The 23,540-nt window shown below is 37.8% G+C and carries 19 protein-coding genes; 8 read left to right on the plus strand and 11 right to left on the minus strand.

The annotated features are described in order from the left end of the window. Positions 1-57: 57 nt before the first annotated feature. Positions 58-1,002 carry an AEC family transporter gene (locus J5V48_RS03140; RefSeq protein WP_219937022.1) on the plus strand — a complete coding sequence of 315 codons (945 nt, stop codon included), beginning with the start codon at positions 58-60 and terminating at the stop codon, positions 1,000-1,002. 9 nt (positions 1,003-1,011) lie between these two features. On the opposite strand, the gene bioC is transcribed toward J5V48_RS03140, so the two are convergent. Genes bioC through J5V48_RS03155 form a run of 3 tightly spaced genes read right to left on the minus strand, consistent with a single transcriptional unit; the run spans position 1,012 to position 3,591 of the window. Continuing rightward, positions 1,012-1,770, minus strand: a complete 759-nt coding sequence (bioC, locus tag J5V48_RS03145; protein ID WP_219937024.1) for a malonyl-ACP O-methyltransferase BioC — start codon at positions 1,768-1,770, stop codon at positions 1,012-1,014. Continuing rightward, entirely contained in the window at positions 1,763-2,428 is a 666-nt protein-coding gene (locus J5V48_RS03150; protein WP_219937026.1) for a pimeloyl-ACP methyl esterase BioG family protein, read from the minus strand. The genes bioC and J5V48_RS03150 overlap by 8 nt, the downstream gene beginning before the upstream one ends. Next, positions 2,419-3,591: an aminotransferase class I/II-fold pyridoxal phosphate-dependent enzyme gene (locus tag J5V48_RS03155; protein ID WP_219937028.1), complete on the minus strand. Its 1,173-nt coding sequence runs from the start codon at positions 3,589-3,591 to the stop codon at positions 2,419-2,421. The genes J5V48_RS03150 and J5V48_RS03155 overlap by 10 nt, the downstream gene beginning before the upstream one ends. Positions 3,592-4,151: 560 nt before the next feature. Between J5V48_RS03155 and pepD the strand changes: the two genes are divergently transcribed. Further along, a complete protein-coding gene (gene pepD, locus J5V48_RS03160) occupies positions 4,152-5,603 on the plus strand; it encodes a beta-Ala-His dipeptidase (protein ID WP_219937030.1) in 1,452 nt (483 codons plus the stop codon). A gap of 14 nt (positions 5,604-5,617) precedes the next feature. Next, the gene (locus J5V48_RS03165; RefSeq protein WP_219937032.1) at positions 5,618-7,669 is read left to right on the plus strand and encodes an alpha-amylase family glycosyl hydrolase; all 2,052 of its coding nucleotides are present in this window, start codon (positions 5,618-5,620) and stop codon (positions 7,667-7,669) included. Between the two features lie 96 nt (positions 7,670-7,765). Here J5V48_RS03165 and purF read toward each other — a convergent pair whose 3' ends face one another. The 6 genes from purF to J5V48_RS03195 form a co-directional block, all read right to left on the minus strand. Continuing rightward, positions 7,766-9,289 carry an amidophosphoribosyltransferase gene (gene purF / locus J5V48_RS03170; protein ID WP_219937034.1) on the minus strand — a complete coding sequence of 508 codons (1,524 nt, stop codon included), beginning with the start codon at positions 9,287-9,289 and terminating at the stop codon, positions 7,766-7,768. A 2-nt stretch (positions 9,290-9,291) separates the two neighbouring features. Then, positions 9,292-9,792, minus strand: coding sequence for a CvpA family protein (locus J5V48_RS03175; protein ID WP_219937036.1), 501 nt, complete (start codon positions 9,790-9,792; stop codon positions 9,292-9,294). After that, positions 9,792-11,099 (minus strand): serine--tRNA ligase, encoded by a 1,308-nt coding sequence (gene serS / locus J5V48_RS03180; RefSeq protein WP_219937038.1) that lies wholly within the window; start codon positions 11,097-11,099, stop codon positions 9,792-9,794. Before serS ends, J5V48_RS03175 begins: the two co-directional genes overlap by 1 nt. A 128-nt stretch (positions 11,100-11,227) precedes the next feature. Then, the gene (locus J5V48_RS03185) at positions 11,228-12,655 is read right to left on the minus strand and encodes a replication-associated recombination protein A (protein ID WP_219937040.1); all 1,428 of its coding nucleotides are present in this window, start codon (positions 12,653-12,655) and stop codon (positions 11,228-11,230) included. After that, positions 12,639-13,232, minus strand: a complete 594-nt coding sequence (lolA, locus tag J5V48_RS03190) for an outer membrane lipoprotein periplasmic chaperone LolA (RefSeq protein ID WP_219937042.1) — start codon at positions 13,230-13,232, stop codon at positions 12,639-12,641. Before lolA ends, J5V48_RS03185 begins: the two co-directional genes overlap by 17 nt. 2 nt (positions 13,233-13,234) lie before the next feature. Beyond that, on the minus strand, positions 13,235-16,894 hold the full coding sequence (locus J5V48_RS03195; protein ID WP_219937044.1) for a DNA translocase FtsK: 3,660 nt from the start codon (positions 16,892-16,894) through the stop codon (positions 13,235-13,237). 290 nt (positions 16,895-17,184) lie between these two features. Between J5V48_RS03195 and J5V48_RS03200 the strand changes: the two genes are divergently transcribed. The 3 genes from J5V48_RS03200 (at position 17,185) to J5V48_RS03210 (ending at position 19,968) form a co-directional block, all read left to right on the plus strand. After that, positions 17,185-17,652 (plus strand): tRNA (cytidine(34)-2'-O)-methyltransferase, encoded by a 468-nt coding sequence (locus J5V48_RS03200; RefSeq protein ID WP_219937046.1) that lies wholly within the window; start codon positions 17,185-17,187, stop codon positions 17,650-17,652. A gap of 109 nt (positions 17,653-17,761) precedes the next feature. Then, positions 17,762-18,412: a DedA family protein gene (locus tag J5V48_RS03205; protein WP_219937048.1), complete on the plus strand. Its 651-nt coding sequence runs from the start codon at positions 17,762-17,764 to the stop codon at positions 18,410-18,412. Positions 18,413-18,504: 92 nt separating this feature from the next. Next, entirely contained in the window at positions 18,505-19,968 is a 1,464-nt protein-coding gene (locus tag J5V48_RS03210) for an alanine/glycine:cation symporter family protein (protein ID WP_255557695.1), read from the plus strand. Positions 19,969-20,037: 69 nt separating this feature from the next. Here the strand turns inward: J5V48_RS03210 and J5V48_RS03215 are convergent, their stop codons facing one another. Together J5V48_RS03215 and J5V48_RS03220 are read right to left on the minus strand one after the other, a co-directional pair. Next, positions 20,038-20,223: a hypothetical protein gene (locus tag J5V48_RS03215; RefSeq protein WP_219937050.1), complete on the minus strand. Its 186-nt coding sequence runs from the start codon at positions 20,221-20,223 to the stop codon at positions 20,038-20,040. Between the two features lie 45 nt (positions 20,224-20,268). After that, positions 20,269-21,600 carry an RNA-guided endonuclease InsQ/TnpB family protein gene (locus J5V48_RS03220; RefSeq protein WP_255557698.1) on the minus strand — a complete coding sequence of 444 codons (1,332 nt, stop codon included), beginning with the start codon at positions 21,598-21,600 and terminating at the stop codon, positions 20,269-20,271. A gap of 93 nt (positions 21,601-21,693) precedes the next feature. Between J5V48_RS03220 and J5V48_RS03225 the strand changes: the two genes are divergently transcribed. Together J5V48_RS03225 and J5V48_RS03230 are read left to right on the plus strand one after the other, a co-directional pair. Beyond that, entirely contained in the window at positions 21,694-22,815 is a 1,122-nt protein-coding gene (locus J5V48_RS03225; protein WP_219937054.1) for an IS110 family RNA-guided transposase, read from the plus strand. 500 nt (positions 22,816-23,315) lie between these two features. Beyond that, a partial coding sequence (locus J5V48_RS03230) for a hypothetical protein (RefSeq protein WP_219937056.1) occupies positions 23,316-23,540 on the plus strand: 225 nt, incomplete at its 3' end.

Below are 23,540 nucleotides of genomic sequence, written 5' to 3' on the forward strand. Positions count from 1 at the left end.
GATCTGCAAACATTTGTTTTAGAATAGGCACAAACTAACTAAACAAAAAAGAATACTATGACAGAATCATTAACAAATGCATCGACTGTATTACTTATCTTTCTAATTGGATATACCTTTAAAAAATTCAATCTGTGTGACATTTCTTTTGCAAGAAAACTATCCTATGTGATTATGTATGTGACACTGCCTTGCGCTATTCTTTCAGGATCTCAAGGTGGACTTGAAATGGAATACAGTCTGTTTTTTATTGTACCAATCGCATTCGTTATAAGTTTCTGTTTTCCACTTATTGGATATTTTCTATACAAACGTGATCCGAAATTCTGTGTTTATTCAATGCTGAATCTTGGTGGATTCAATATCGGTAACTTTATTCTGCCTTTTATGCAGAGCACCTTAAGTACTGAAGGTTTCTTAGCTTTATGCCTTTTCGATGTTGTTAATGCATTCTTCTGTTTTGGCGGTGTCTACTGTATGGCACTTTATTTCAATCAGAAAGGTTTTGATTCTGGTAAACCAGTTAATCTAAAAATGGTGGCTCTAGAGCTGTCAAAATCAGTGACATCATACTGCTGTATTCTGTGTATTGTTTTCTCATCACTGAATATTACTATCCCATCTATTATTATGCATCCTGTAAAGGTAATGGGATCATCTAACACGTTCATCTGTATGTTTGTTATCGGTATTGCCCTTAACTTCAATATGACATTCAATCAGATATCAAGGATCATAAAGATGATCTTCCTTAGATATTCAGCAGCTTTGGTAAGTGCTCTTTTAATAGCATTTTTATTACCATACTCACCAATGGTAAAACTTATTCTAATTGCTATTGTATTTGCACCGATTACGTCTTTAGCACCTATTACAGCAATAAGATCATTACCTCAGTTTGCTGAGGATTCAGCAAATCTTAACATGATGTCTGTAATTATCTCTGTTGTACTAATCACTGCAATCTGTGCATTCTCTCCTGCACTGATGAGTGTTCTGTAAAGAAATGCTTTAAGGATGTTGATTTTTAAGCTTTGCTCTAACAAAGCAAAGCTCCCATGATAGATATACACCGCTATCATCAGAGTACAGATCCTTATACTGCTTTTCAAAAGAAATGAGCTTTGATTTGGTCCATGTGGCATTTGAAAGACCACTTACACCTGTGTTTTTGAAGCTTTTTAGCATTTCTCTCACAGTCTTGTAGTGAGTTTTTACGCTTTTTGTCTGGATTGTATAATCAAGATTTAGTGATTTTAAAACAGATTCAATAGCACTCAAATCAAGATAATCAATTGATACTCCAAGTGTTGATTTAAGCTCTTTGAAGTTTCCGTCAATAAAGGTTGAGAATAAAATCTCTCCATCCTTATCCAATGCATTTTTAAAGTTTTCAAGACTGTTCTTTAAAGATGAGAACCACTGAAAACATGCATTAGAAATGATCAGTGAGTAGCAATCCTTTAATTTAAGAGTTTCAGCATCACCTAAAAGATAGTTCTGAACTTTATTATCAAACCTGTTTTTACAGTGCTCAAGCATGTTCAAGGACAGATCGTTTATACAAAGACTTTTATAATCAAGCTTATTTACAATAAGGGAAGTCAGATATCCTGTACCAGAGCCGATTTCCAGGATCTTAAAATAAGATTTACTGCAAAGCATGGACATAAGATGTTCTGCCATTTTCTTTTGAATAAAAGCATCACTCTCATAGGTGTCACAGGCTTTTGAAAACTGTCTGTTTATATGTTTTTTAATATCAATCATTGATAAGGATCTGTTTAAAAAGATTTATATCAAAGTGTCCTGTCTGTGTTGTAATTACATTTGTTTCTTTGACATTTTCAAGCGCACAAAGCTGTGCTGCTGACGGAAATATTCTGTCCTTTAATCCAACATAGGCAGTATTGTACTTAAAATTTGTACCTTTGATTTGATTTATCTTCTGAATAAATTCAAGCTCATTTTTAAGCTCCTGTACACTTCTTTGACATGAAAAAGGTAAAAACTCGTCAAAAACAGCTTTATCTGTACACATTCTCTGATAGAACTTCATTGCTGTTTTTTCGTTGATAGAATCAATTGTTGCCTGCCACATTGCATGAGCAATACCAAACGTATCGTCAATTCCATATACAGTGCCGTTTATGGAAGTAGATTTTACTACTCTATCAAGAAGATTGTGAGCCTGCAGCACTTTAGGTGCAATCATAACACCCATTGACCAGGCAAAAAGCTCAATAGTTTTATAAGGGGTAATTAAGGACTCATCAAAATCCAATGAGCGATAGTCATATACTAAAGCCAGGTTACCTTCATATTGAGCAAGAAGATAATCAAATATTCTTCTGTCCTGACCATAACCTGAAAAGATCAGTCGAAGATTATCAAAATTATCATTTTTATTTAAAAATTCTATCTGCATTTTTCTTTACAGTCCTTAATTGCATCTGCAAGAGCACAAACCTCATCATCACTTAAGGCAGCACTAAGAGACAGTCTTAATCTTGCCTTGTTTTGCGGTACTGTAGGATGCCTTATCGGCATTGCATAAAAACCTTTTTCCCTGAATAGTGAGCAGGCTTTTAATGCATTTTCATTGCTATAGGTTAAAACAGGTATTATCTGAGATTGTGAAAGATTTTCTAATGAGCAGTCTTTTATAGTCTGATGAATATACTCTGATATCTTATAAAGCCTTTCTCTTAAATCATTTCTTTTTTGCATATACTCTATCATGAATGCATTATGTTCAAAGCTTAATGGAGATAATGCTGTTGAGAAAATAAGAGATCTTGTTGTATTGATAAGATAGTTTACAGCAGTCTGATTGGCAACAAGACAGGCTCCCTGTGAACCAAGACCTTTTCCAAAAGTTACAAGAATAAAATCAATTTCATCTGCCAAACCTAAAGATGCGCAAAGACCAGCTCCGTTTTGTGCAAATACACTGAATGAATGTGCCTCATCTACATACAAATAGACATTTGAATACTGTTTTTTAAGTTCACAAAGCTTCTTTATATCAGCTCTGTCACCATCCATACTGAAAACAGCTTCTGTCACTACAAGAATATTGTCATATTTATCAAGATTGCTTTTTATAAGTCTTTCGAGATGGTCATAATCATTGTGAGCAAATCTCAGGTACTTGCCTTTTGCACCTGTAAGACCATCAATCATTGACGCATGAGCAAGCTTATCTGCAATAATTAAAGTATCTGCATCTGACAGAGCTGATATGACACCAGAGTTTGCAGCAAATCCAGAGTTAAAGAAAAGTGCACTCCTGCCAAACAGATTTTGTATGGCAGAATTGGCTTTTTCATATGAATCATGAGCACCCGTCAAAAGAGGTGAACCTGATGAACTTAGGCGTATATTCTTGAAATCTGTACTCTCATAGAACTCATGGACAATACTCATATCCTGAGCAAGACCTAAATAATCATTTGATGACAGATTCACATAACTGTGCCCGTCTACAATAATTTCAAGAGCCTTCTGATTTTTTGCCTTTATTGACCGGTAGGAATCCAAAGCCTTTTTATCAGCTAGAAACTCCTCCATCTTTGTGTATAGTTCCACCTTGACCTTCTGTACTTCAATGACTTTAGGATGACTAAAATTGACATTCACCTCTTGCAAAAGAAAGAGACTTTCTGCTGAAGAGGCTAATTGTTTAGCTTGCATGGTTGGTTGAAGCATCTTGCATCTAATGAGGTTCACTGTCTTCAGTCAAAAAAACTACAGCAACTCTAGTTTTTTTTGACCAGCCCCACTCAAGATCGTTGCATGTTCTGCCCTTCCAATCCTAGTGAAAACTGATGTTTATCACACTAGACATTCTACTTTCAATCTGCTTTTTCATCTAGTCTTTATGACTAAATACCAAAGAAAAAAGTTTAACTTCTCAAACTCTAAAGGAGCTTAGAATCATTTAAAAACGGTTTTCTGTAAGCAAGAATATTCTTAAAAAAATTCTGGTGGAGAAGATTTTGTCCATCTGCTGTTTTATACCATCAAGACTTGCAACAGCTAAATAAGAGATTTATATACAAAAATTTCCAAAAATAGCTTATTTCTTTTTCTTTTCTCCTAGCAAATGTTTATAATAAAGTCAAACACATACAAAATAAGGTAAAAAAGTGAGCATTTTAATTAAAGATCTTGAACCAAAAAAGGTTTTTGAAATCTTTGACGAGATTCTAAAAATACCTCGTCCATCCGGAAATGAAAAAAATATCGCATCATTCATCGTTAACTATGCAAAGAACATAGGTTGTAGTGCATATACAGATGAAAATGGTAATGTAATTATTGATGCACCTGCAACAGAAGGAAAAGAAAACTGCTCTTTGGTTATTCTGCAGGGCCATATGGATATGGTCTGTGTTCAGACTGACTCTGGTACTCACGATTTTACAAAAGATCCTATCAATGCCTATGTTGATGGTGATTTTATAAGAGCAAAAGATACAACTCTTGGTGCTGATAACGGTATTGCCATTGCTATGGTTCTTGCACTTTTACAAGACAGAAATGTTGAGCATGGTCCTTTAAGAGCCATATTCACAGTTGAAGAGGAAACCACCATGAAAGGTGCTACAACTCTTAGTGAAGAGGCTTTAAAGGGAGACTACCTTATCAATCTTGATTCTGAAGACAACGGCTATCTTTTTGTCAGCTGCGCAGGCTCAATGGATGTTTCAATTAAATATGCTGTTGAAAGAATCAAAACTGAAAATACAAAAGCTTTAAGAATTGAACTATCTGATCTAAGTGGAGGTCACTCTGGTGCCGATATTCACAAAGGTCATGCTAATGCAATTAAAGTTCTATCAAGTGTACTTGATAACTTAAGTGATGATTACGATATCTTCTTAAAGGACATTCAGGGCGGACTTTTCAGAAACTCAATTCCAACTAAAGCCCATGTTGAAATTGAAGTAAGCAATGATGAATATGATGCATTTGTATGCTCTCTTAATGAGTGCATTGATGCACAAAAAAAGTTATATAAAAATACCGATCCTAAGATGAATTTCACTGTTTGCGATGCTGAAAATGGAATGGTATTAGGTCTTGCTCAATCACTTGATTTTATTCACTTTCTAAGAGCTCTTCCTGATGGTATGACTCGTATGTCACCAGTCTATGAAAACATAGTTGAAACATCTGTAAATACAGGAATCATAAAGAGTACAAATGAGTGCATAAGCATCAGTATGCTACCTCGTTCACTATCTAAAATCGGTTTAGATGCTATTATTGCAAATATAAGAGCAGTATGCTGTCTGACTGATAATGCTGATATGGAGTGCTCAAATGAGCATCTACCTTGGGAATCCCCATCAGACAATAAACTCATCAGAGTTTTAGATGAGTGCTATCATTCAGTAACTGGCAAGAATTTTAAAATTACAGCACTGCATGCAGGGGTTGAATGTGCTCAGTTTGTAAAGAAAAACAAAAAACTGCAGCTCATCTCTTTAGGACCTACTATCCTAAATCCTCACTCTGTAATGGAGAGAATGGATATCAAAGGTGTTTTAGAGATTTATTCAACAGTTACCAGCGCTTTGAAAAAGCTACAATAAAGGAAAGGCTAATTATGCGTCAGAACACAAGTTCTCCAAGAGCATCACTTCCATTTCAGTGTTTCCATACATGTACTGCCCCTGATGTTTCTCATACAAATGCAGTACTCTTTGTCAGAGGTGCAAATCACAGCCGCCTGAAGATTTCTATTGTTACATTTACTGAAAACGAGGATCATCAGAATCTGATGACCTATACAGGATCATATTCAGGAATCCATCGTTTCGAAGCTCCACTTAGTGCTGACAAGAGCAGAAACCTGTTTATCTACTACTTTAAAATTGCACTGATGAATGAGGAAAACAAGGTAGTCGATGTTGTATGGTACAGCTCACTTGGTATGTCAAGAGAACCACCTTTAATGCAGCACTGCTATTCAATCGAGTTTTTCAACCCTCATCCTCAGTGGGCACTTGATTCTATCGTTTATCAGATCCTGCCAGACAAATTTGCTGCATCTAGCGGTTATTTCAATGTTGATGGCACAAAGTATGATGCAACAGAGCCTGTTAAGGCAAAAGATCTGGAATTTGTTGATTTAGATGAAATCCACTGTGGTGGTGATCTTGACGGTGTAGGAGCTATGCTTCCTTATATCCGCTCAATTGGATGTGATACCATCTATCTGACACCTGTTTTTAAGGCTCCATCAGCAAACAAATACGATACTGAAGATTATGACATGGTTGATCCTCACTTTGGAGGCAACGGAGCTCTAAAGCGTCTTCGTACTGTAGCTCTTGGTTATGAAATGAAGATCCTTCTTCATGGAACTTTCAACCATACCGGTGATGCTCATCCTTGGTTTGACCGTCAGGAAAGAACCGGTAAAGGTGCACTTCGCCATAAAGACAGTCCCTACAGAGATCTGTATACATTCACATCTGAAGGTGATGTATATGTATCGGACAATCATCCAAACTACCCTAAGCTTGATTACTCAAGTTACACTACTCAGCATGCTATGTTTGATGGAACAAATGCCATTGTTAAAAAATGGCTTAGAGCACCTTATGGAATAGACGGCTGGGTTATTGATGATGCAAATCAGATTGGCGATAACGGTAGTGCTAAAAACAACATTACAAGACTTTCACAACTTTGCAAAAGTGCAAGAGAAGCGCATCTTGACTGTCTTGTTTTAGGTGAATTTGCATCAGATCCAAGATATGCAATCAGCTCTGATGGCAATGTGGACGGCACAATCAACTATACAGGCTTTTTAAGCCCAATCCGTTCATTCTTCGGTGGTATCAATCTAGATGGAGATCCTACCCCATACTCAGGCGAAGATTTAAGACGTTGCTGTGAGGAATTCTCAGTTGGTGTTTCACAGCATGTAAAACTCTGTCTTTTAAACCAGCTTGACAACAACAGAATCTCAAGATTCCACACCATTATCGGTGGTGACAAGTATCTGTATCAGGCCGCACTTGCATGTCTATTTACATGGCGTGGTATCCCATGTATTTATCAGGGCGATGAACTAGGTGATGTAATCGATAAATATCAGGTAGGACCTCGTGGGTTGATTCCTTTCAATGCACTAAAGGATCGACATGTAAGCGTAAACTCAGCTGAAACACAAGGGATCATTTCAGAGCTAGCATCACTAAGACATTCAAATCCAGCCTTCTCAAGAGGCTCTATGCTGTTTATATGTGCTGGCGGCGCTTACTTTGGCTATACAAGACTGTTTGAAGACAGATTTGCAATTGTTCTAGTTAATGCATCAAGGCAGCAGATAAAGGTAGAACAAGGCTCTATGCTCTTCCCTCTTCTTGCATCAATGTATATGCCTGAAGACTGCGGTACTGATAACAGTGCCGATACAGGCGAAGATCTGTTAATCCCACTATCTGGCAGAAATGTAAGACGTAGTGATCATGGAGAAGGACTTGAAGGTCTGTATGAGCTTTTAAGCCGCGAAAAACTGAATGTTAAATCATATGGTTCAACAAAGACAAATCCAGAATTTGAAGCTAAGATCCTAAAAGAGTTATTTGCAGGAAAACAGCTGACAATTCCTCCAAGATCAACTGTTGTAATATCCAACAAAAAATAAAATTAGATATTTCTAAACTAAAAGCCTCGAACGAGGCTTTTAGTTTACACACAAAAAACGCCAGAAAATTCTGGCGTTTTTTGACACATCTTTCTATTAAGCTTGAATATTGAAGATATCCAACTGTTCTGAGTCTGATGAATCTTTCCAGGCTTTATCTGCCTTTGCATCATCACTTCTCTGCTTTTCGATATTCTCAAAATAATCATCTGATGGTGGAACTACATACTTACCAGTAAAGATTGAGGTTTCAAACTTAGTAAGTGATGGATTCTCTTCAGTTACAGATGCAATCAGATCATCAAGCTTCTGATAGATTAAAGCATCAGCCTTGATTTCCTTAGCAATTTCCTCATTGGTTCTGCCATATGCGATAAGCTCCTTAGAAGTAGGCATATCGATACCATAAATGTTTGGATAGCGGATTTCAGGAGATGCTGAAGCGAAGTACACCTGTTTTGCACCAGCCTCACGAGCCATTTCCACAATCTGAAGTGAGGTTGTACCACGTACGATTGAATCATCGACTAACAGTACATTCTTTCCTTCAAACTCAGCAGGAATTGGGTTTAACTTGTTGCGAACTGACTTTTTACGCTGCTTCTGACCTGGCATAATGAAGGTTCTGCCGATATAACGGTTCTTAACAAAGCCCTGACGGTATGGAACACCTAATGTACGAGCAATCTGAACTGCAATATCAACTGAAGTATCAGGAATAGGAATTACAACGTCAATCTTAAGATCATTGTGTTCTTTCTGGATCTGCTCTGCAAGCTTGGTACCCATACGAACTCGGCTTGCATAAACAGATACACCATCAATGATACTATCTGGTCTTGCAAAATAAACATACTCAAAGATACATGAGTTCAGTGTTGGGTTCTTTGCGCAGATCTTAGAATATAGCTGACCATCTTTAGTAATTAAAAGAGCTTCACCTGGCTGTACATCACGAACTAAAGTGAAACCAGAAACATCAAGAGCAACACTCTCAGATGCAACCATATATTCAGTCTTGCCTTCAGCTGTAATTTTCTCACCTAAAACCATAGGACGAATTCCGTATGGATCTCTAAAAGCAACAAGACCAACGCCTAAAACAAGGCTTACTACAGCGTAACCGCCCTTGATCTCATCATATACACCTGATACAGCAGAGAAGATATCTTCTGGTGATGGAATATCCTTATCGATTGCAGATACTTTCCATGCAAAGATATTTAATAAAATTTCTGAATCTGACTGAGTGTTCACATGGCGACGAGCCTGTTTACACTTCTCTTTTAATTCTCTTGAATTGATTAGATTGCCATTGTGGGCAAGAGCGATTCCGTATGGAGAGTTTACATAGAATGGCTGTGCTTCTGCTGCTGAAGAAGAGCCAGCTGTTGGATAACGGTTATGAGCAATGCCCATATTGCCGGTAAGCCGTAACATATGTCTTTGAGAAAAGACCTCTGTTACCATACCGTTTGCTTTTCTCTGATGGAAATTATCTCTCTCATCTACAGTAACAATACCAGCGGCATCCTGTCCACGGTGCTGCAGAACCTGCAGTGAATTATATAAAGATAAATTTACAGGAGAGGTTCCTACAATACCAACCACACCACACATAACTATGCTCCAGTTTCAGGGGTTCCCACATAAATGAAGAACCAGTTAACAATTCTTTGTAATTCAGGTACGAAGACAGAATTTCTGTACCAGTCGTAATCTTGAATGAAAGTAAGTATATGCAGTCTGAAAAGGATCTGACCTAAAGCCAGTACGGCACATACAATCAAAACACCGCGACCTATTCCAAAGGCTACTCCAAGCAGTCTGTCAAAACCTGAAAGACCAACTTTCTTTACAAGATTTGATATCACACTTGAGATCAATCCTAGAACTAAAAGTGAACCAATGAAGATAAGGATGCTCGCTACAGCTTTTCTTGTAAGAGCATCATTTGAAAAGGTCATATAAGGTGCAACAAAAGAATAGCAGCGGCTTGACAAGATAAAAGCCACTACCCATGACAGTATAGAAGTCGCTTCTTTTATAAAGCCTCTAAAAACAGAGATCACTGCAGATGCAGATACTACAGCGATCATTATCCAGTCAAGAATGCTTAGCATTAAACAGTCTCTTTTGAAATTACTTCAAGACCGTTCATGTACTTGCGTAAAACCTTTGGTACAGTGATAGAACCATCTGCATTCTGATAGTTTTCCATAACTGCAACAAGAGTACGACCAACTGCAAGACCTGAGCCGTTAAGAGTATGTACAAGCTCAACCTTACCATCTTTACGACGTAAACGAGCCTGCATACGACGAGCCTGGAAATCAACACAGTTTGAACATGATGAAATCTCACGGTAGCAGTTCTGAGCTGGCAGCCAAACTTCAAGATCGTAAGTCTTTGCAGAGCTAAAGCCCATATCACCAGTGCTCAGTGCAACTACATGATAAGGAAGCTCTAAAGCCTGAAGTACAGCCTCAGCATCGTTTGTTAACTGCTCTAAAGCCTGCCATGAATCTTCAGGTTTAACAATCTGTACCATTTCAACCTTATCGAACTGATGCATTCTGATAAGACCACGGGTATCTCTACCTGCAGAGCCTGCCTCTGATCTGAAACATGGAGTATGAGCTGTAACCTTGATAGGTAAATCCTGCTCAGGAATGATCTCGTCACGAACCATGTTTGTCAGTGGAACTTCTGCTGTAGGAATCAGACAGAAATGATGATTTATACCATCACCGTCACAGGTACCATCTAAAGTGGTATGGAACAGATCTTCGGCAAACTTTGGCATCTGACCTGTACCATATAAAGAATCCATATTTACAAGATATGGAGTATAAACCTCGGTATATCCCTGATCCTGGTGCAGATCAAGCATAAGCTGAACAAGTGCACGGTGAAGCTTGCAGATTGCCCCCTTCATAAATGAGAATCTTGCACCTGATACCTTTCTTGCTGTATCAAAATCAAGTAAACCTAAACCTTCACCTAAAGCAACATGATCCTTTACCTCAAAATCAAACTGCTTTGGAGTACCCCACTTTCTTACTTCAACGTTGAAAGTCTCATCTTCACCAAGCGGGCAAGAATCATCCGGAAGATTTGGTATTCTTAAAGCGATATCATTAATCTGCTTTAATACTTCATCCTGTTTTGCTTTTACTTGCTCAAGCTCTTTAGAAATCTCTGCAACCTGAGCTTTGATTGGTTCAACATCCTGACCTGCCTTTATAGCCTGGCCGATGCTCTTGGATAATGAATTACGCTGAGCCTGCAGATCCTGAGTACGGGTCATAGAATCTTTTCTTAAGGTCTCAAGCTCGGTTAATTTAGCTACATCTAAAGTGAATTTTCTTTTTGCTAGGCGCTGTGCGGCCTCTTCAATGTCAGCGCGCAGATATCTTGAATCAAGCATGAATAATTGCCATTTACTTAAAAATTAAACCTTTACAAATTACATCATAATGTAATTTTTCACGCGGTAATTTTACCATAAATGAAAAATATTTTAAGAGCTATTAAAACAAAAAGCAGAGCGAAAAATTAGCGGTGTTTTGTATACCTGCCTACAAATCCATCCTTATAGCGCTTGTTTTCAGATATCTTGTCTCTGTGGTCTAGATATTCAACCTTCTTTGATAGGTTTATCTCAAGTCCTCTGTCAGATGGATGATAATATCTTGTACCTGCAAGCTCTTCTGGGAAGAAACACTCTCCATCTGCATAGGCACCTTCATAGTCATGGGCATAGCGATATCCTTCAATGTAGCCTAAGTCTTTCATTAACTTTGTAGGAGCGTTTCTAAGATAGATTGGCACATCCAGAGTACCATGCTCTCTTGCATCCTCTCTTGCCTTGTTAAAAGCAAGATACAGACGGTTACTCTTAGGAGCCAGTGCACAGTATACTGTAGCCTCTGCAATTGCTCTTTCACCTTCGGCAGGTCCGACCCTATCATAAATATCCCAGGCATTCAGACATATCTGCATTGCCTTTGGATCGGCAAGACCAATGTCCTCCGTTGCAAAAGCCAGTAATCTTCTTGCAACATATAAAGGATCTCCTCCTGCCTCAAGAATTCTTGAATACCAGTATAAAGCAGCATCAGGAGCTGAGCCTCTAAGTGACTTGTGATAGGCACTTATAATCTCATAATATGAATCACCGCCCTTGTCATAATTGACAAGTCTTCTGCCTGCTACTGCCCCCAGCATTGAAAGAGTAAGAATTCTTGTACCATCCTTTGAAAGTGCGGCAAGATCAGATGCCATTTCAAGAATGTTCAGAAGATATCTAGCATCACCAGATGCAAGATCAATAAGAGCCTTTTCTACACCTTCTGCAAGTTTGAGATTACAGCTTTTAAGACCCTTTTGTGAGTTTACAGCTGTATCAATTAGCTTTTTAGATTCCTCCTCATTGAGTTTCTGCAGAACATATACTCTTGCTCTTGATAAAAGTGCAGAATTAAGAGAAAAAGACGGATTCTCTGTTGTTGCACCTATAAAAGTTATGGTTCCGTTTTCAATATGAGGAAGGAACGCATCTTGCTGAGACTTATTGAAGCGATGAACCTCATCTACAAAAAGAATTGTTCTTATACCGCTTTTCTTTCTAAGTTCAGCTCTTGAGATAGCATCTCGTATGTCCTTTACACCTGAGGTAACAGCAGGTAACTGTTCAAATACAGCAGAACATGCCTTTGCAAAAAGCAATGCCAGAGTAGTTTTTCCAACTCCAGGCGGTCCCCAGAGTATCATTGAATAGCACTGACCTTTGTCATACATCGCACGCAAAGGTTTCCCTGGAGACAAAAGATGCGACTGACCTATATACTCATCAATACTTGAAGGTCTGAGTCTTGCAGCAAGAGGAGCAAACTCATCACTAACAGATGAGTTCTCTTCTGAACCTTTTTTAAGTGATTCATCAAAGGCTGCAAATAAATCAGTATTATTTTCGCTGGTCATCTATCTGTGCATCATCTGGAATAGTGTATGAAAAATCACTGTCTGCAGGTGTAGAGTTCTGTTCAGTGAGCTTATAAACAGTAGTGTTTCCATCAGCCATATTTAAAGTAAGTTCATTTATACGGCTGTTGTCAAAGCACAAAGTAATCTTGCTTACAGTCTTATCTTTAAGTGGAGTCAGGCTGTAGCATTTTCCTAGAGACTGAACCTTGTATTGAGACCACAGCTTTTTATCTGAAGAGTTTAACAGCATAAAAGGTGATGTATACAGATCCTTTTTTGAAAACACAGTAGCCTGATTTACAAATGCATCGTAATAAACCACTGATGAGCCTTTTGTATAAAGAACTGTTTCATCAGGCTCCATTGTATGCATCATAAAATGAGATGGTTTCTTTAGCTTTAAAGATCCACTCTGCACTGATACTACAGTTCCCTTGGCATTTTTTGTCTGAGAAGAGAATGTGGCTGAAATAGAATTTCTGCTTCCAAGCATTTTAATGAGTTCTAAAGAATCATCAGCCTGTACAGAGCTCGCTGCACTCATTAGAGCAGCAACCATTAAGATTTTCTTCATTCTTACTCCCACAGAAGATATCCTTTTGAATCAATGATACCCTGTTGCTGCAACTGTCTATGAATATTTCTTGCTCTAACAAAGCCCACCTTAAGTTCAGACTGAAGCTCTGTTACAGAAATACCCTTCTTTGTGTTTGCGCAATACATTCTGGCATGCTCTACTGCAAGATCAAAATATCTGTCTAGCTCCTGATCCTTTGGCATATCATCTAAATCATCAGGTTCATCGTCTTCTAAAGTTGTAACATCTTCAATATATTCAGGATCACCTGCTCTCTCAATCCATGAATTAACAACTGCATGAACATCATCAGTGCTTGCATAAGGACCGTGAGCTCTGAACAGCTGATTATTCTTAAGCTGCTGATACTTGACCATCATGTCGCCGTTGCCTAAAAGATTTTCTGCGCCAGTCTCATCAAGAATAATTCTAGATTCCATACCATTTTGTACAGTATATGCAATTCTTGATGGAAGATTTGCTCTGATAGTACCTGTTACAATCTCAGAACGAGGGGTCTGTGTTGCAAGAATAATATGGATACCTGCAGCTCTGGCCTTACCTGCAAGTCTGCCAATCATCTGATCAAGTGACTGATCACCTTTCTTTCCTGATGATCCTGATACTGCCATTAAATCAGCAAACTCGTCAATTACAAGTACGATATATGGTAGAGGTTTCAGCTCTTTTGGCTCACCGCCCATATCAGCAGTCCATACAGGATCATATACCTTTCTTCCCTGTGCATTTTCTGAGCGAATAAGATCATTACACTGAGAAATCTTAGCAACATGCAGTAAAGACAACAGTTTGTATCTGCGCTCCTGCTCCTTGATAAGCCAGGATACTGAAGCTACAGCCTGAAGAGGATCTGTAATAATTGGGCAGATCAGATGTGGCAGAGAATGATACTGAGTAAACTCTACTGTCTTAGGATCAATCATAATCAGACGCATATCTGCAGGTGATTTTGATAACAGTAAGGATACCAGCATTGAATTAAGACCAGCAGACTTACCTGAACCTGTTGTACCTGCAATCAGAAGATGAGGTGCTGATGCAAGATCTGCAACAATAGGTCTTCCAATGGTATCAACACCCATACACATAGGCAGATAGGCTTTTGAGTTTGCAAACTCTTCAGACTGCACTACATCACCTAATGTAATCATCTTTCTTCTGTCGTTCGGAACTTCAACACCAACAAAGCTTGTACCAGCAACTGATTTTAGGATATTGATCTTATCAGTCATCAGAGTTCTTTGCAGATCTTCTGTTAATCTGCTGATAGCCTTTAAGCTTACGCCTCTTTCAAGATTCAAATCGAATCTTGTAACAACAGGACCAGACTCAAAATTAGCAACATTAGCCTTAACATTGAAGTCCTTCATGAACTGATCAATTTTTGAAATCTTTGCTTCAATCTCATCATCGATTGAGTAACTCTCGTTGTTTGAACGAGTCAGAAGTGAGAATGGAGGTCTCCAGCTGTCATAGTATCTTGTTGGAATTGTTTCTGTTGACTGTGAATAGGTAACAGTAGGAATCTTTCCAATAGGAGCTCGCTGTGAAGTGTTGAAGCTTCTAGGTACGTTACCTGATATAGAGCTTATGTTTTCAAACGGAGGATTTGTTGCCACCTTATCATATGATTGAGAAGATGAAGCTGATGAATAAGAATTTACAGAGCCAGATGAAGTTTGAATCTGAGATGAAATTTCACTTTGCTTATCATTATTTTGCACATCGCTATTATAGCTACCAGCTGCATTTACTGGCTGTGAAGCTTCAGCATATGATGAATCGGTATCGGCATTGCTTCTGACAGAAGGACTCTGACTTGAGTTTACACCTCTTGAAGCATAACGGTACTTGTCATAGCTGTCATCTGACTCTTTTATTAATGACTCAGAACTCTTTAAAAGTTTTCCATCATCAGTTTTCTTGAATTCAGGTGGCAGAGAATTTACCTTTATCTGTGTAGAGGCATTGTCCTCGTTTGTAAGATCATCAAAACTAATAATATTTTGATCACTTTCTGATACAACGGTATTATTTACACTGGTTTCATACTTCTGACACTGATTCGGCATAGAAGCTGACTGATCAGAATTATGGGTATACATACCTGACATACCATCTGAATTTGAGGTCACATTCAGTTTTGGAGTAGATGTTGTTCTGATAATTACAGTGCTTACCTCTGAGCGTCTCATAGGGCTGCCTACTGTTTCTTGCTGTGTAATATTATCAGCACCTGCCTTGTAGACAACATGTCCCTGACTGTAATCATTCTGAACTTTTCTTACTGGTTCAAAAATATCATCTGAAGCAACTGCAAGTCTTGTAATAATGGTTTTTCCACCATTATCTTTAGGTTCTTGCAAAGCATCCTTTTTCTCTACAATGTTTGAACCGACTGCAATACCATTAATTACTGTCTTTGGCCCCTCTACACTTTGTGATGGGCTGTGAGTGTCAGATTGATTGTTTGTCTGCACCTGATTTTGAATTGCACTATTATTTTCAGATGTAAATACAGCTGTTGTTTTTGGTGCATCAACACTCTTTGCAATACGGTTAGAACCGAATGTTGCAGGAGAATTACCATCTTGATTTACAAAGCTGTCGTTCTGTCTTAAAAATGAAGGATCAGTTGGAACTCCAAAAGCAGAAAACTTTGGTTCAACACGGTTTGTAAAGGAACTTCTTCCTTTAGAAACATTCTTTAACTGAGGCTGTTTTGCTGCAATTTCACTTAATGTTTCAGACTTTTCATTATTCTTGTCTTTCTCTTCACTCTGAGTTTTAATTCTAGTAAACAGGCCTGATAAGAATCCTCCACTCTGCTCCTTTTCGCGTTCATGGATCTGATCTAGATATTCCTTGCTGAGATGATTATTTATAGAATGAACCTGTTCATTATCACTGTTAACGACCTGTATACCCTTGGTCATTTCAGGAGTCTGTTCTGGAAGAGTGCCAACAGAAGATACGTCAGAGATGTTAAGGTCAGAATCATGCTTTCTCATCTGATTATGATCTTCAAATAATGAAGTCTCAACCTTTCGTCCTGTGATTCTGTTATAAGCTGCAGTCAGAAGATTTCCTATATTATCAATGTACCAAACTGGTGATTTGAAGGTAAAGAGAAACAGGCCACCAAAGGTAACAAGCATAAGCAGAATTCCTGATACAGGGAATCCAAACTTGTTAAAGAAATATAAATAGAAAAAATCACCCAGCAGACCACCAAAAGATGGAGATAAAGCTGAGAGCATTGATGAAAAACCAATGAGAAGAATATTGAAACCTAAAATGGATGTACCAAGAACAAAGCCGTCAAATTTCTTAAAAAAAGTCTGGCTGATAAAAATCTTATAGCAGATAAATACAACCAGCAGAGGAAAAAGAATGCTTGATGAACCAAAGTAGTCAAGTACAACATTAACCATCTGATGATCATCTGCTATAGATACAGGTGATGCACTATCTAATGATACTAACTGACCTGACATTGCTCTTTTTGCTTTATTCTTAAAAGCAAAAAGCAGGATCACACTGATTAGTGTGAAAAAACAGCAGCAGCCAAACGCTGTTTTTGCAAAAAATCCTACCTTAGTTCTGTTATTTCCCTTCTGAGGGGCGATTGCCATCATATCCTCCGGTTATTATTCTTATATTATGTTATTTTTTATAAAGTGCTCTGTCTTACGTTTTATTTATGCTTTCTACAAACTTTTAAATGTTATCACTGATAAAAACATGTGGCAAATTTTTACATTTAATAATTTGCATTCGGTTAGAAAAATAAGAAGGTTAGCAATAACATATAGCACTGTTCTCAATAATCAGTACAAAACAAAATAAAATCTCGCACTGCAGTTCATGTCAAAAGAATAAAATAATGGCATAATATGTGGCTGTTTTCTTACTTACAGGAAAAGATATGATTAACATTGTTCTATATCAGCCAGAAATGGCGGGAAATGCAGGAAATATCATTAGATTAAGTGTCAACTGTGGAGCAAGACTTCACTTCATACGACCACTTGGTTTCTTTCTTGACAATCAAAGACTTATGAGAGCCGGTCTTGATTATCATGAGCTTTGTAATCTGACTGTTCATGACAGTTTTCAAAAGTTTCTAGAGACAGAACAGCCCAAAAGGCTTATTGCTTCAACATCAAAGGGACAATTAAGTCACGTTGACTTCAAATATGAAGACGGTGATTACGTTATCTTCGGACGTGAAAAGGAAGGACTTTCTCCTGAAGTATATGAACATATAAAAGAAGGGAATATGATTAAAATCCCTATGGCCCCAAACAGCCGCTGTTTGAATCTGTCAAATTCTGTTGCTGTAGTAGCTTATGAGGCATGGCGTCAGATGGGATTTAAAAACGGCGTTGTATAACAAATACAGCATTTTAGTCACTTAAAAAGCACATATAAAATTTCGTGATTTAACCTACAAATTCTGCTATCATGTTGCATTTGTAAAAGTACAAAAGAGGAATAGTGTCTTGCTTGAATTTTTAATAGATTTCTTTGGTAGTTATGGTTATATTGCCGTATTCACATGTTTACTGCTATGTGGTTTAGGCTTACCAGTACCTGAAGATATATCTCTTGTTTCAGGTGGCGTTATTTCAGGTCTTGAACTGGCAAATCCTCATATCATGTGCGTCGTAGGTCTTGCAGGCGTTCTCATCGGTGACAGCACCATGTTCCTTGCAGGTAGAATCTTCGGTTACCGTATCCAGAAAATCAAAACTTTCCGTAAGATAGTAACCCCACAGCGTTTCTCCCAGATTCAGAATAAGTTCAAACAGTACGGTTTAGGTCTGCTGTTTGTTGCAAGATTCCTTCCTGGTCTTCGCTCCCCTATCTACCTTGTTGCAGGAATGAGTCATCGTATCGGCTATCTGACATTTATTGTTATGGATGGCATTGCAGCTTTAATCTCCGTACCAATATGGATTTACCTCGGCTATTTCTTTGCTGATAATCTTGATGTTCTTATGGAATATGTTCATGACGTGCAGAAGGCTATTTTCCTTGCCTTGGGCGTATTGTTCGCCATCATCTGCATTGTTGTGATAAAAAAGAAATTTCATGCCCGTCTCAATAAAATAACAGCAGATGAAAACAGCAATTCTGACGAGACTAAATAACAAAGACTGTCCTATTTTTTGTAGCCTTTTATTTGTTAAAAACCTTTAAAGTAGCTTCGTGCTACTTTAAATTTTTTCAGGTATAAAAAAAAATGGATAACACATCTTTTACTCAGACAATGGATCATCTTACAGCCATTGTTGCTGATATTAACTCTATTTTATGGGGCCCTTGGTGCCTTATTCCTATTTTAGTAGGTGCAGGTGTCTTCTTTACTTTTAAACTGCGTTTTGTTCAGGTACGAAATTTCTCATTAGCTATCAAACATGTTTTTGGTGGTTTATCTTTCAATGGTGAAAAAGCAGGAAACCACGGAATGACCTCATTCCAGTCTCTTGCAACTGCAGTTGCAGCTCAGGTTGGTACAGGTAACCTTGCAGGTGTTGCTACAGCTATTGCAATGGGTGGTCCTGGTGCTATTTTCTGGATGTGGCTTGCTGCTTTCTTTGGTATGGCAACAATTTTCTCTGAGGCTATCTTAGCTCAGTTATATAGAACAAAAGATCCTCAGGGTCATGTAACTGGTGGTCCTGCTTACTACATCACATACGGTTTAGGCTCAAAGGGTCTTGCAGCAATCTTCTCTGTTACCATCATTATTGCTCTTGGCTTCATCGGAAACATGGTACAGGCAAATTCAATTTCTACAGCTTTTGCCAGCGCTTTTGATATTCCAACTCCTGTAACAGGTCTTCTTCTTATTCTCTTGGCTGGATTCATCTTCATTGGCGGTATCAAGCGTATTGCTGGTTTTGCTGAGAAAATGGTTCCTCTAATGGCATCTGTATATGTACTTGGTGCTATTTATATTGTTATCACCTACGGTGCACATATTCTTCCAACATTCAAAGCAATTTTTGTTGGTGCGTTCGATCCATCAGCAGCTACTGGTGGTGTTGTAGGTGCTACTGTAAAAGAGGCAATCCGTTACGGTGTTGCTCGTGGTCTATTCTCAAATGAAGCTGGTATGGGCTCTACCCCACATGCTCATGCTGTAGCACGTGTTAACCACCCTGTAGAACAGGGTCTTGCAGCTATTGTAGGTCTGTTCATCGATACATTCATCGTTCTTACAGCAACAGCTCTTGTTATTATGGTTACAGGCTCTCTTGACGGTACAAAGACCGGCATTGAGTTAACTCAGTCTGCATTCGTTAAGGGCATGGGTCCTGCAGGTGCCGGCTTCGTAGCAGTATGTTTATTCTTCGCTGCATTCACAACCATTATCGGCTGGTACTTCTTTGCAGTGCAGAACGTAAAATATCTTTTCGGCTACAAACTTGTTAACGTATTCTCTGTTATTGTTCTTTGTTTCTTAATGACAGGTTCATATCTTAAGGTTAACCTTGTTTGGGAGCTTGCTGATATGTTCAATGGTCTGATGGTAATTCCAAACATCATTGCTGTTATCGGTCTTTATAAGCTTGTAGGCAAAGCTTTAACTGATTACCGTGAAAAATATATCAAGGGCGAAAAGCCAATGTTCGGTCCTTCAGAGCAGCTGACAGGCAAGCTTGCAGCTCTTGCAAAAACAAGAGTAAGACATGCTAAGTAGTACACATTAGCAATACAAAATATAAAAGGAGCCTTGTATAGTGCAAGACTCCTTTTTTTCATTTATATTTTAACGTTTTGTATATCCGCACTTTGGACATACTCCGTTGTCATTTAATAAAACACCGCAAAGTGGACAACGCTGTTTCTCACCTTTTGGCTCATACTCACAAGATGCAGCATTAACACCACTGGTAAATGTAAGCTTAACAATATTGAGCTTATCCTTTAACAGCTCATAAACAATCTTAATCATACCGCTAATTAGGATCTATAAAAAACTATAAAATTATACAAATTGTTAATAATTATAATCTTTTAACCTAATTCCTGCTTCACAACTGCTGGTTGCTATCCCATTTATTACTAAATCAGATAACAGAGCCGTCAGCTCCACAGGCTTAAGTTCGGAGCTAGCTGCTCCTACGTTTTTTATCTGTTGTCTCAGGTTTATTGCTGCATTCAAATCTCGGTCTATAGTTATTCCACATTCAGGACATTCATAGACTCGATCTTTGAGTGTTAATTCTTTTTTTAGTGCACCACATTTACTGCAAAACTTTGAGCTTGCAAAAAACATATCAACTTCTTGTAGAAATCGATGTTTACTTTCCATTTTGTATTTGAGAATTTGTTTAATCTTGTAAAAGCCAATATCACTTATTGCCCTGGCAAGTTTTTTGTTCGCCATCATCCCTTTTACGTTTAGATTTTCCATACAGATGTATTCATAGTGATTAGCCAGAATTGTTGTTATCTTTTGAGTAAAATCATTTCGTATATTGGTGATAGAACAATATAGCTTACTTACTTTTCTAGATTGCTTTATATAATTACAAGACACCTTCGTCTTATCACCTTTGGTTCTTGGGTGATTCTTTCGATTAAGCTGTCTTTGTAATTTTGCAAGTTTTCTAAGCTTTTTCCTTAATGGTTTTGGTGCGTCAATACTGATTCTATCTGATAACATCAGTGCGGATTTTATTCCTAAATCAATACCAACTGCAGTATTATTTTGCACTGCTGCCTTATGTGTTCTTTGATATTCTTCTTCAGATATTTCTACACTGAATGATGCAAAAATTCGGTCCGCTCTCTGGGAGATTGTTACACTGTTGATGTGTCCATTGAATCTGAGTTTTTCTTTCAGCTGTACGTATCCGAAGTTTGGTATATTCAAATACTGCTTATTACTGTGATTTTCTAACTTCTTTGAGCATGTTTTCCCTATAACAATTTTTACTAGGTCTCCACCAATGTAGAAACTGCCTCGATGATAGCTTTTCTTTTGAAATTTTGGTAAACCGACCTTTCTTTTGCTGCTCTTCTTATTTTTTACATTACCAAAGTATTTTGATACAGCTTGTCCAAAATTAATGAAACTCTGCTGTGAGGCATATTTTGTTACCTCGTATGTAAAAGGATATTTTTCCTTACGGATTGCATTAAACTCTTTTTTGTAGTCCTGCCATGTAGGTAATTTTGGTTTTACTGGTGCCTCAGTAGCTTTGAGTGGGGACTTTTTGTACTCACAAAGCTCTTTTTGGTATTGCCTCATTGCAGCACAGTGTGATGCATAATCCTTATTAAACTTTTCTACGCACCAGTTGAATAATGTGGTGACAAGGAACAGTCACTGCATTATTTAGAAACAGCATATCACATCCTAGGCAAGAGATGCTTTTCTGAATAATGTTGAAATTAACAATATTATTGGAGAAAAGCGATGAGTGCAGCCAAGTGTCAGTTAAATGAAGCTGAGAAAAAGCTGTTAAAAGAGAAGCAAGCTAGAGGCGTAACTGTTGTAGGTATTGATTTAGCCTCCAGAGTCATTCAGGTGTGCTACCTACAAAAGAATGGCACTCTCTATAATAAGCCTAAGACCAGAGATGAATTCATCAAATTTCTTGAAGAGCCACCATTTACAGGCAAAATCTTAGCAGGAATAGAAGCCTGTGGAAGCTGTAATTTCTGGGCAAGAAAAATCAAAGCATTAGGACATGACTGTAAGGTTATGCCTGCTTTTCAAATAAAAGCCTTTTTATCATTAGATACCAAGACCGATAAAGTAGATGCACTGGCAATATTAAGAGCCGTAATGTCAGTATCTATTAAGGAGATTGGTATAAGAGATGAGAAAAATCAGGTGCTGATGCAGTTACTTACTGTAAGGGAGCAATTGATGAAACAGAAGGTACAGATTCAGAATGCAAGAAGAGCGGTTCTGTATGAATTAGGTGAAGTTTGCTCTCTAGGTGAGAATGCCATTGATAAGTGTGCACAGAATCTTTTAGTTTCTCTAGAAGAAAGTAAATCAGAAGCTTTATCAGAATTTAGAGCCTGTGATGAAGTTGCTAAGGCTAATCTTAACAATGTAAACACCCAGTTGAACACTATTGAAAAGCACTTAACAGACTTTGCAAAGAGTGATCCTGTGTGTCAGAACCTGGTAACCATACCTGGTATAGCTCTGTTTTCAGCAGCAGTACTCAGGATAGTTATGGGTGATCCTAATGACTATCCAGATAGCAGACACTTTGCTGCATTTGTAGGCTTTGCTCCAAAAGTAACAGGTAGTGGAGGAAAAATAAGCGTCGGCGGAACTCGAAAAAGCGGAAATCACATTTTAAAAAGAGTCTTGTATATGTGTGCAATTTCAAGATATGGACAAACCAAGAAATATGATCCTGAAAGAACCTCTAAGGTTGCAACTTTAATTGATAATGAAGATGTTTCTAATAAGAGAATTGTCTGTTCAATTGCCAACCGTATGGCAAGAGTAGCATGGACCATAGCAAAGCATGGAGAAAAGTTTGACGGTAAGAAATGTAGATTACTAGAGCTGTAAGTAATTACAGGTTAACAAATTCATAAAATATAAATCTGAAAAGACGAAGCTAATAAGTCAGAGGGCTTTAACTGTTCCTTGCTCTGACTAAACAGCAACGGCTGTGTAGGGATAAGAATGCTTGATTTTCTGAGTACAACTCCATCATCGAATTATCCCTCTATCCTTACACAGAAAGCATTTATGGAAAAGAATGTGTTTATTTCTGAGCTTAAAGCTCCAGTCTTGAATTATTCCTCTTTCCATAAGTTACCGTTATCGTACATTATTTTGAAACGTTAGTATCAAGAACTAAGCTGATATGAGGATTTCTTATATAGAGGTGGGCGTTAAGTTCAGATTTGATAAAGAGGTTGTCTTTTTTATTAAAGGATAACCTCTTTTCTTTTATAATTCACAAAATAAATAATCAAAGCGTCATCGTAGAAACGAGCGCATACGGAATTTATAAAAGCTTTATCCTTGAACTAGAAAATATACCTGTAAGGAGGTTACCAAACATGACTAAATTCCCTAGAGAGGTTACCCACATGAATTTTACAAATCCTAGAGCAGAAAAATCAAGAAGTCAGAGCAAAAATAATCAGGAAAACCAATTTCGTATTTCCTATACAGCTACAGGACAGGAGTTAATCTATGGCTATGTACCTGTGGGTATTGATTTAGCCGGTAGAAAGTTTCAGGTATGTTTTTATAATGAAGATAACGAGCTTGTTAACACAACC

Origin of the sequence: Succinivibrio faecicola (genome assembly GCF_019448115.1) — a bacterium.
Lineage (GTDB): Bacteria > Pseudomonadota > Gammaproteobacteria > Enterobacterales > Succinivibrionaceae > Succinivibrio > Succinivibrio faecicola.

Excerpts from the sequence above, each read along its gene's own strand:
- J5V48_RS03225 (WP_219937054.1), top strand. The coding sequence starts at position 21,694 with ATGAGTGCAGCCAAGTGTCAGTTAAATGAAGCTGAGAAAAAGCTGTTA.
- lolA (WP_219937042.1), bottom strand. The coding sequence starts at position 13,232 with ATGAAGAAAATCTTAATGGTTGCTGCTCTAATGAGTGCAGCGAGCTCT.
- serS (WP_219937038.1), bottom strand. The coding sequence starts at position 11,099 with ATGCTTGATTCAAGATATCTGCGCGCTGACATTGAAGAGGCCGCACAG.
- purF (WP_219937034.1), bottom strand. The coding sequence starts at position 9,289 with ATGTGTGGTGTGGTTGGTATTGTAGGAACCTCTCCTGTAAATTTATCT.
- J5V48_RS03210 (WP_255557695.1), top strand. The coding sequence starts at position 18,505 with ATGGATAACACATCTTTTACTCAGACAATGGATCATCTTACAGCCATT.
- J5V48_RS03150 (WP_219937026.1), bottom strand. The coding sequence starts at position 2,428 with ATGCAGATAGAATTTTTAAATAAAAATGATAATTTTGATAATCTTCGA.
- J5V48_RS03215 (WP_219937050.1), bottom strand. The coding sequence starts at position 20,223 with ATGATTAAGATTGTTTATGAGCTGTTAAAGGATAAGCTCAATATTGTT.
- J5V48_RS03185 (WP_219937040.1), bottom strand. The coding sequence starts at position 12,655 with ATGACCAGCGAAAATAATACTGATTTATTTGCAGCCTTTGATGAATCA.
- J5V48_RS03175 (WP_219937036.1), bottom strand. The coding sequence starts at position 9,792 with ATGCTAAGCATTCTTGACTGGATAATGATCGCTGTAGTATCTGCATCT.
- J5V48_RS03165 (WP_219937032.1), top strand. The coding sequence starts at position 5,618 with ATGCGTCAGAACACAAGTTCTCCAAGAGCATCACTTCCATTTCAGTGT.
- J5V48_RS03200 (WP_219937046.1), top strand. The coding sequence starts at position 17,185 with ATGATTAACATTGTTCTATATCAGCCAGAAATGGCGGGAAATGCAGGA.
- J5V48_RS03140 (WP_219937022.1), top strand. The coding sequence starts at position 58 with ATGACAGAATCATTAACAAATGCATCGACTGTATTACTTATCTTTCTA.
- bioC (WP_219937024.1), bottom strand. The coding sequence starts at position 1,770 with ATGATTGATATTAAAAAACATATAAACAGACAGTTTTCAAAAGCCTGT.
- J5V48_RS03195 (WP_219937044.1), bottom strand. The coding sequence starts at position 16,894 with ATGATGGCAATCGCCCCTCAGAAGGGAAATAACAGAACTAAGGTAGGA.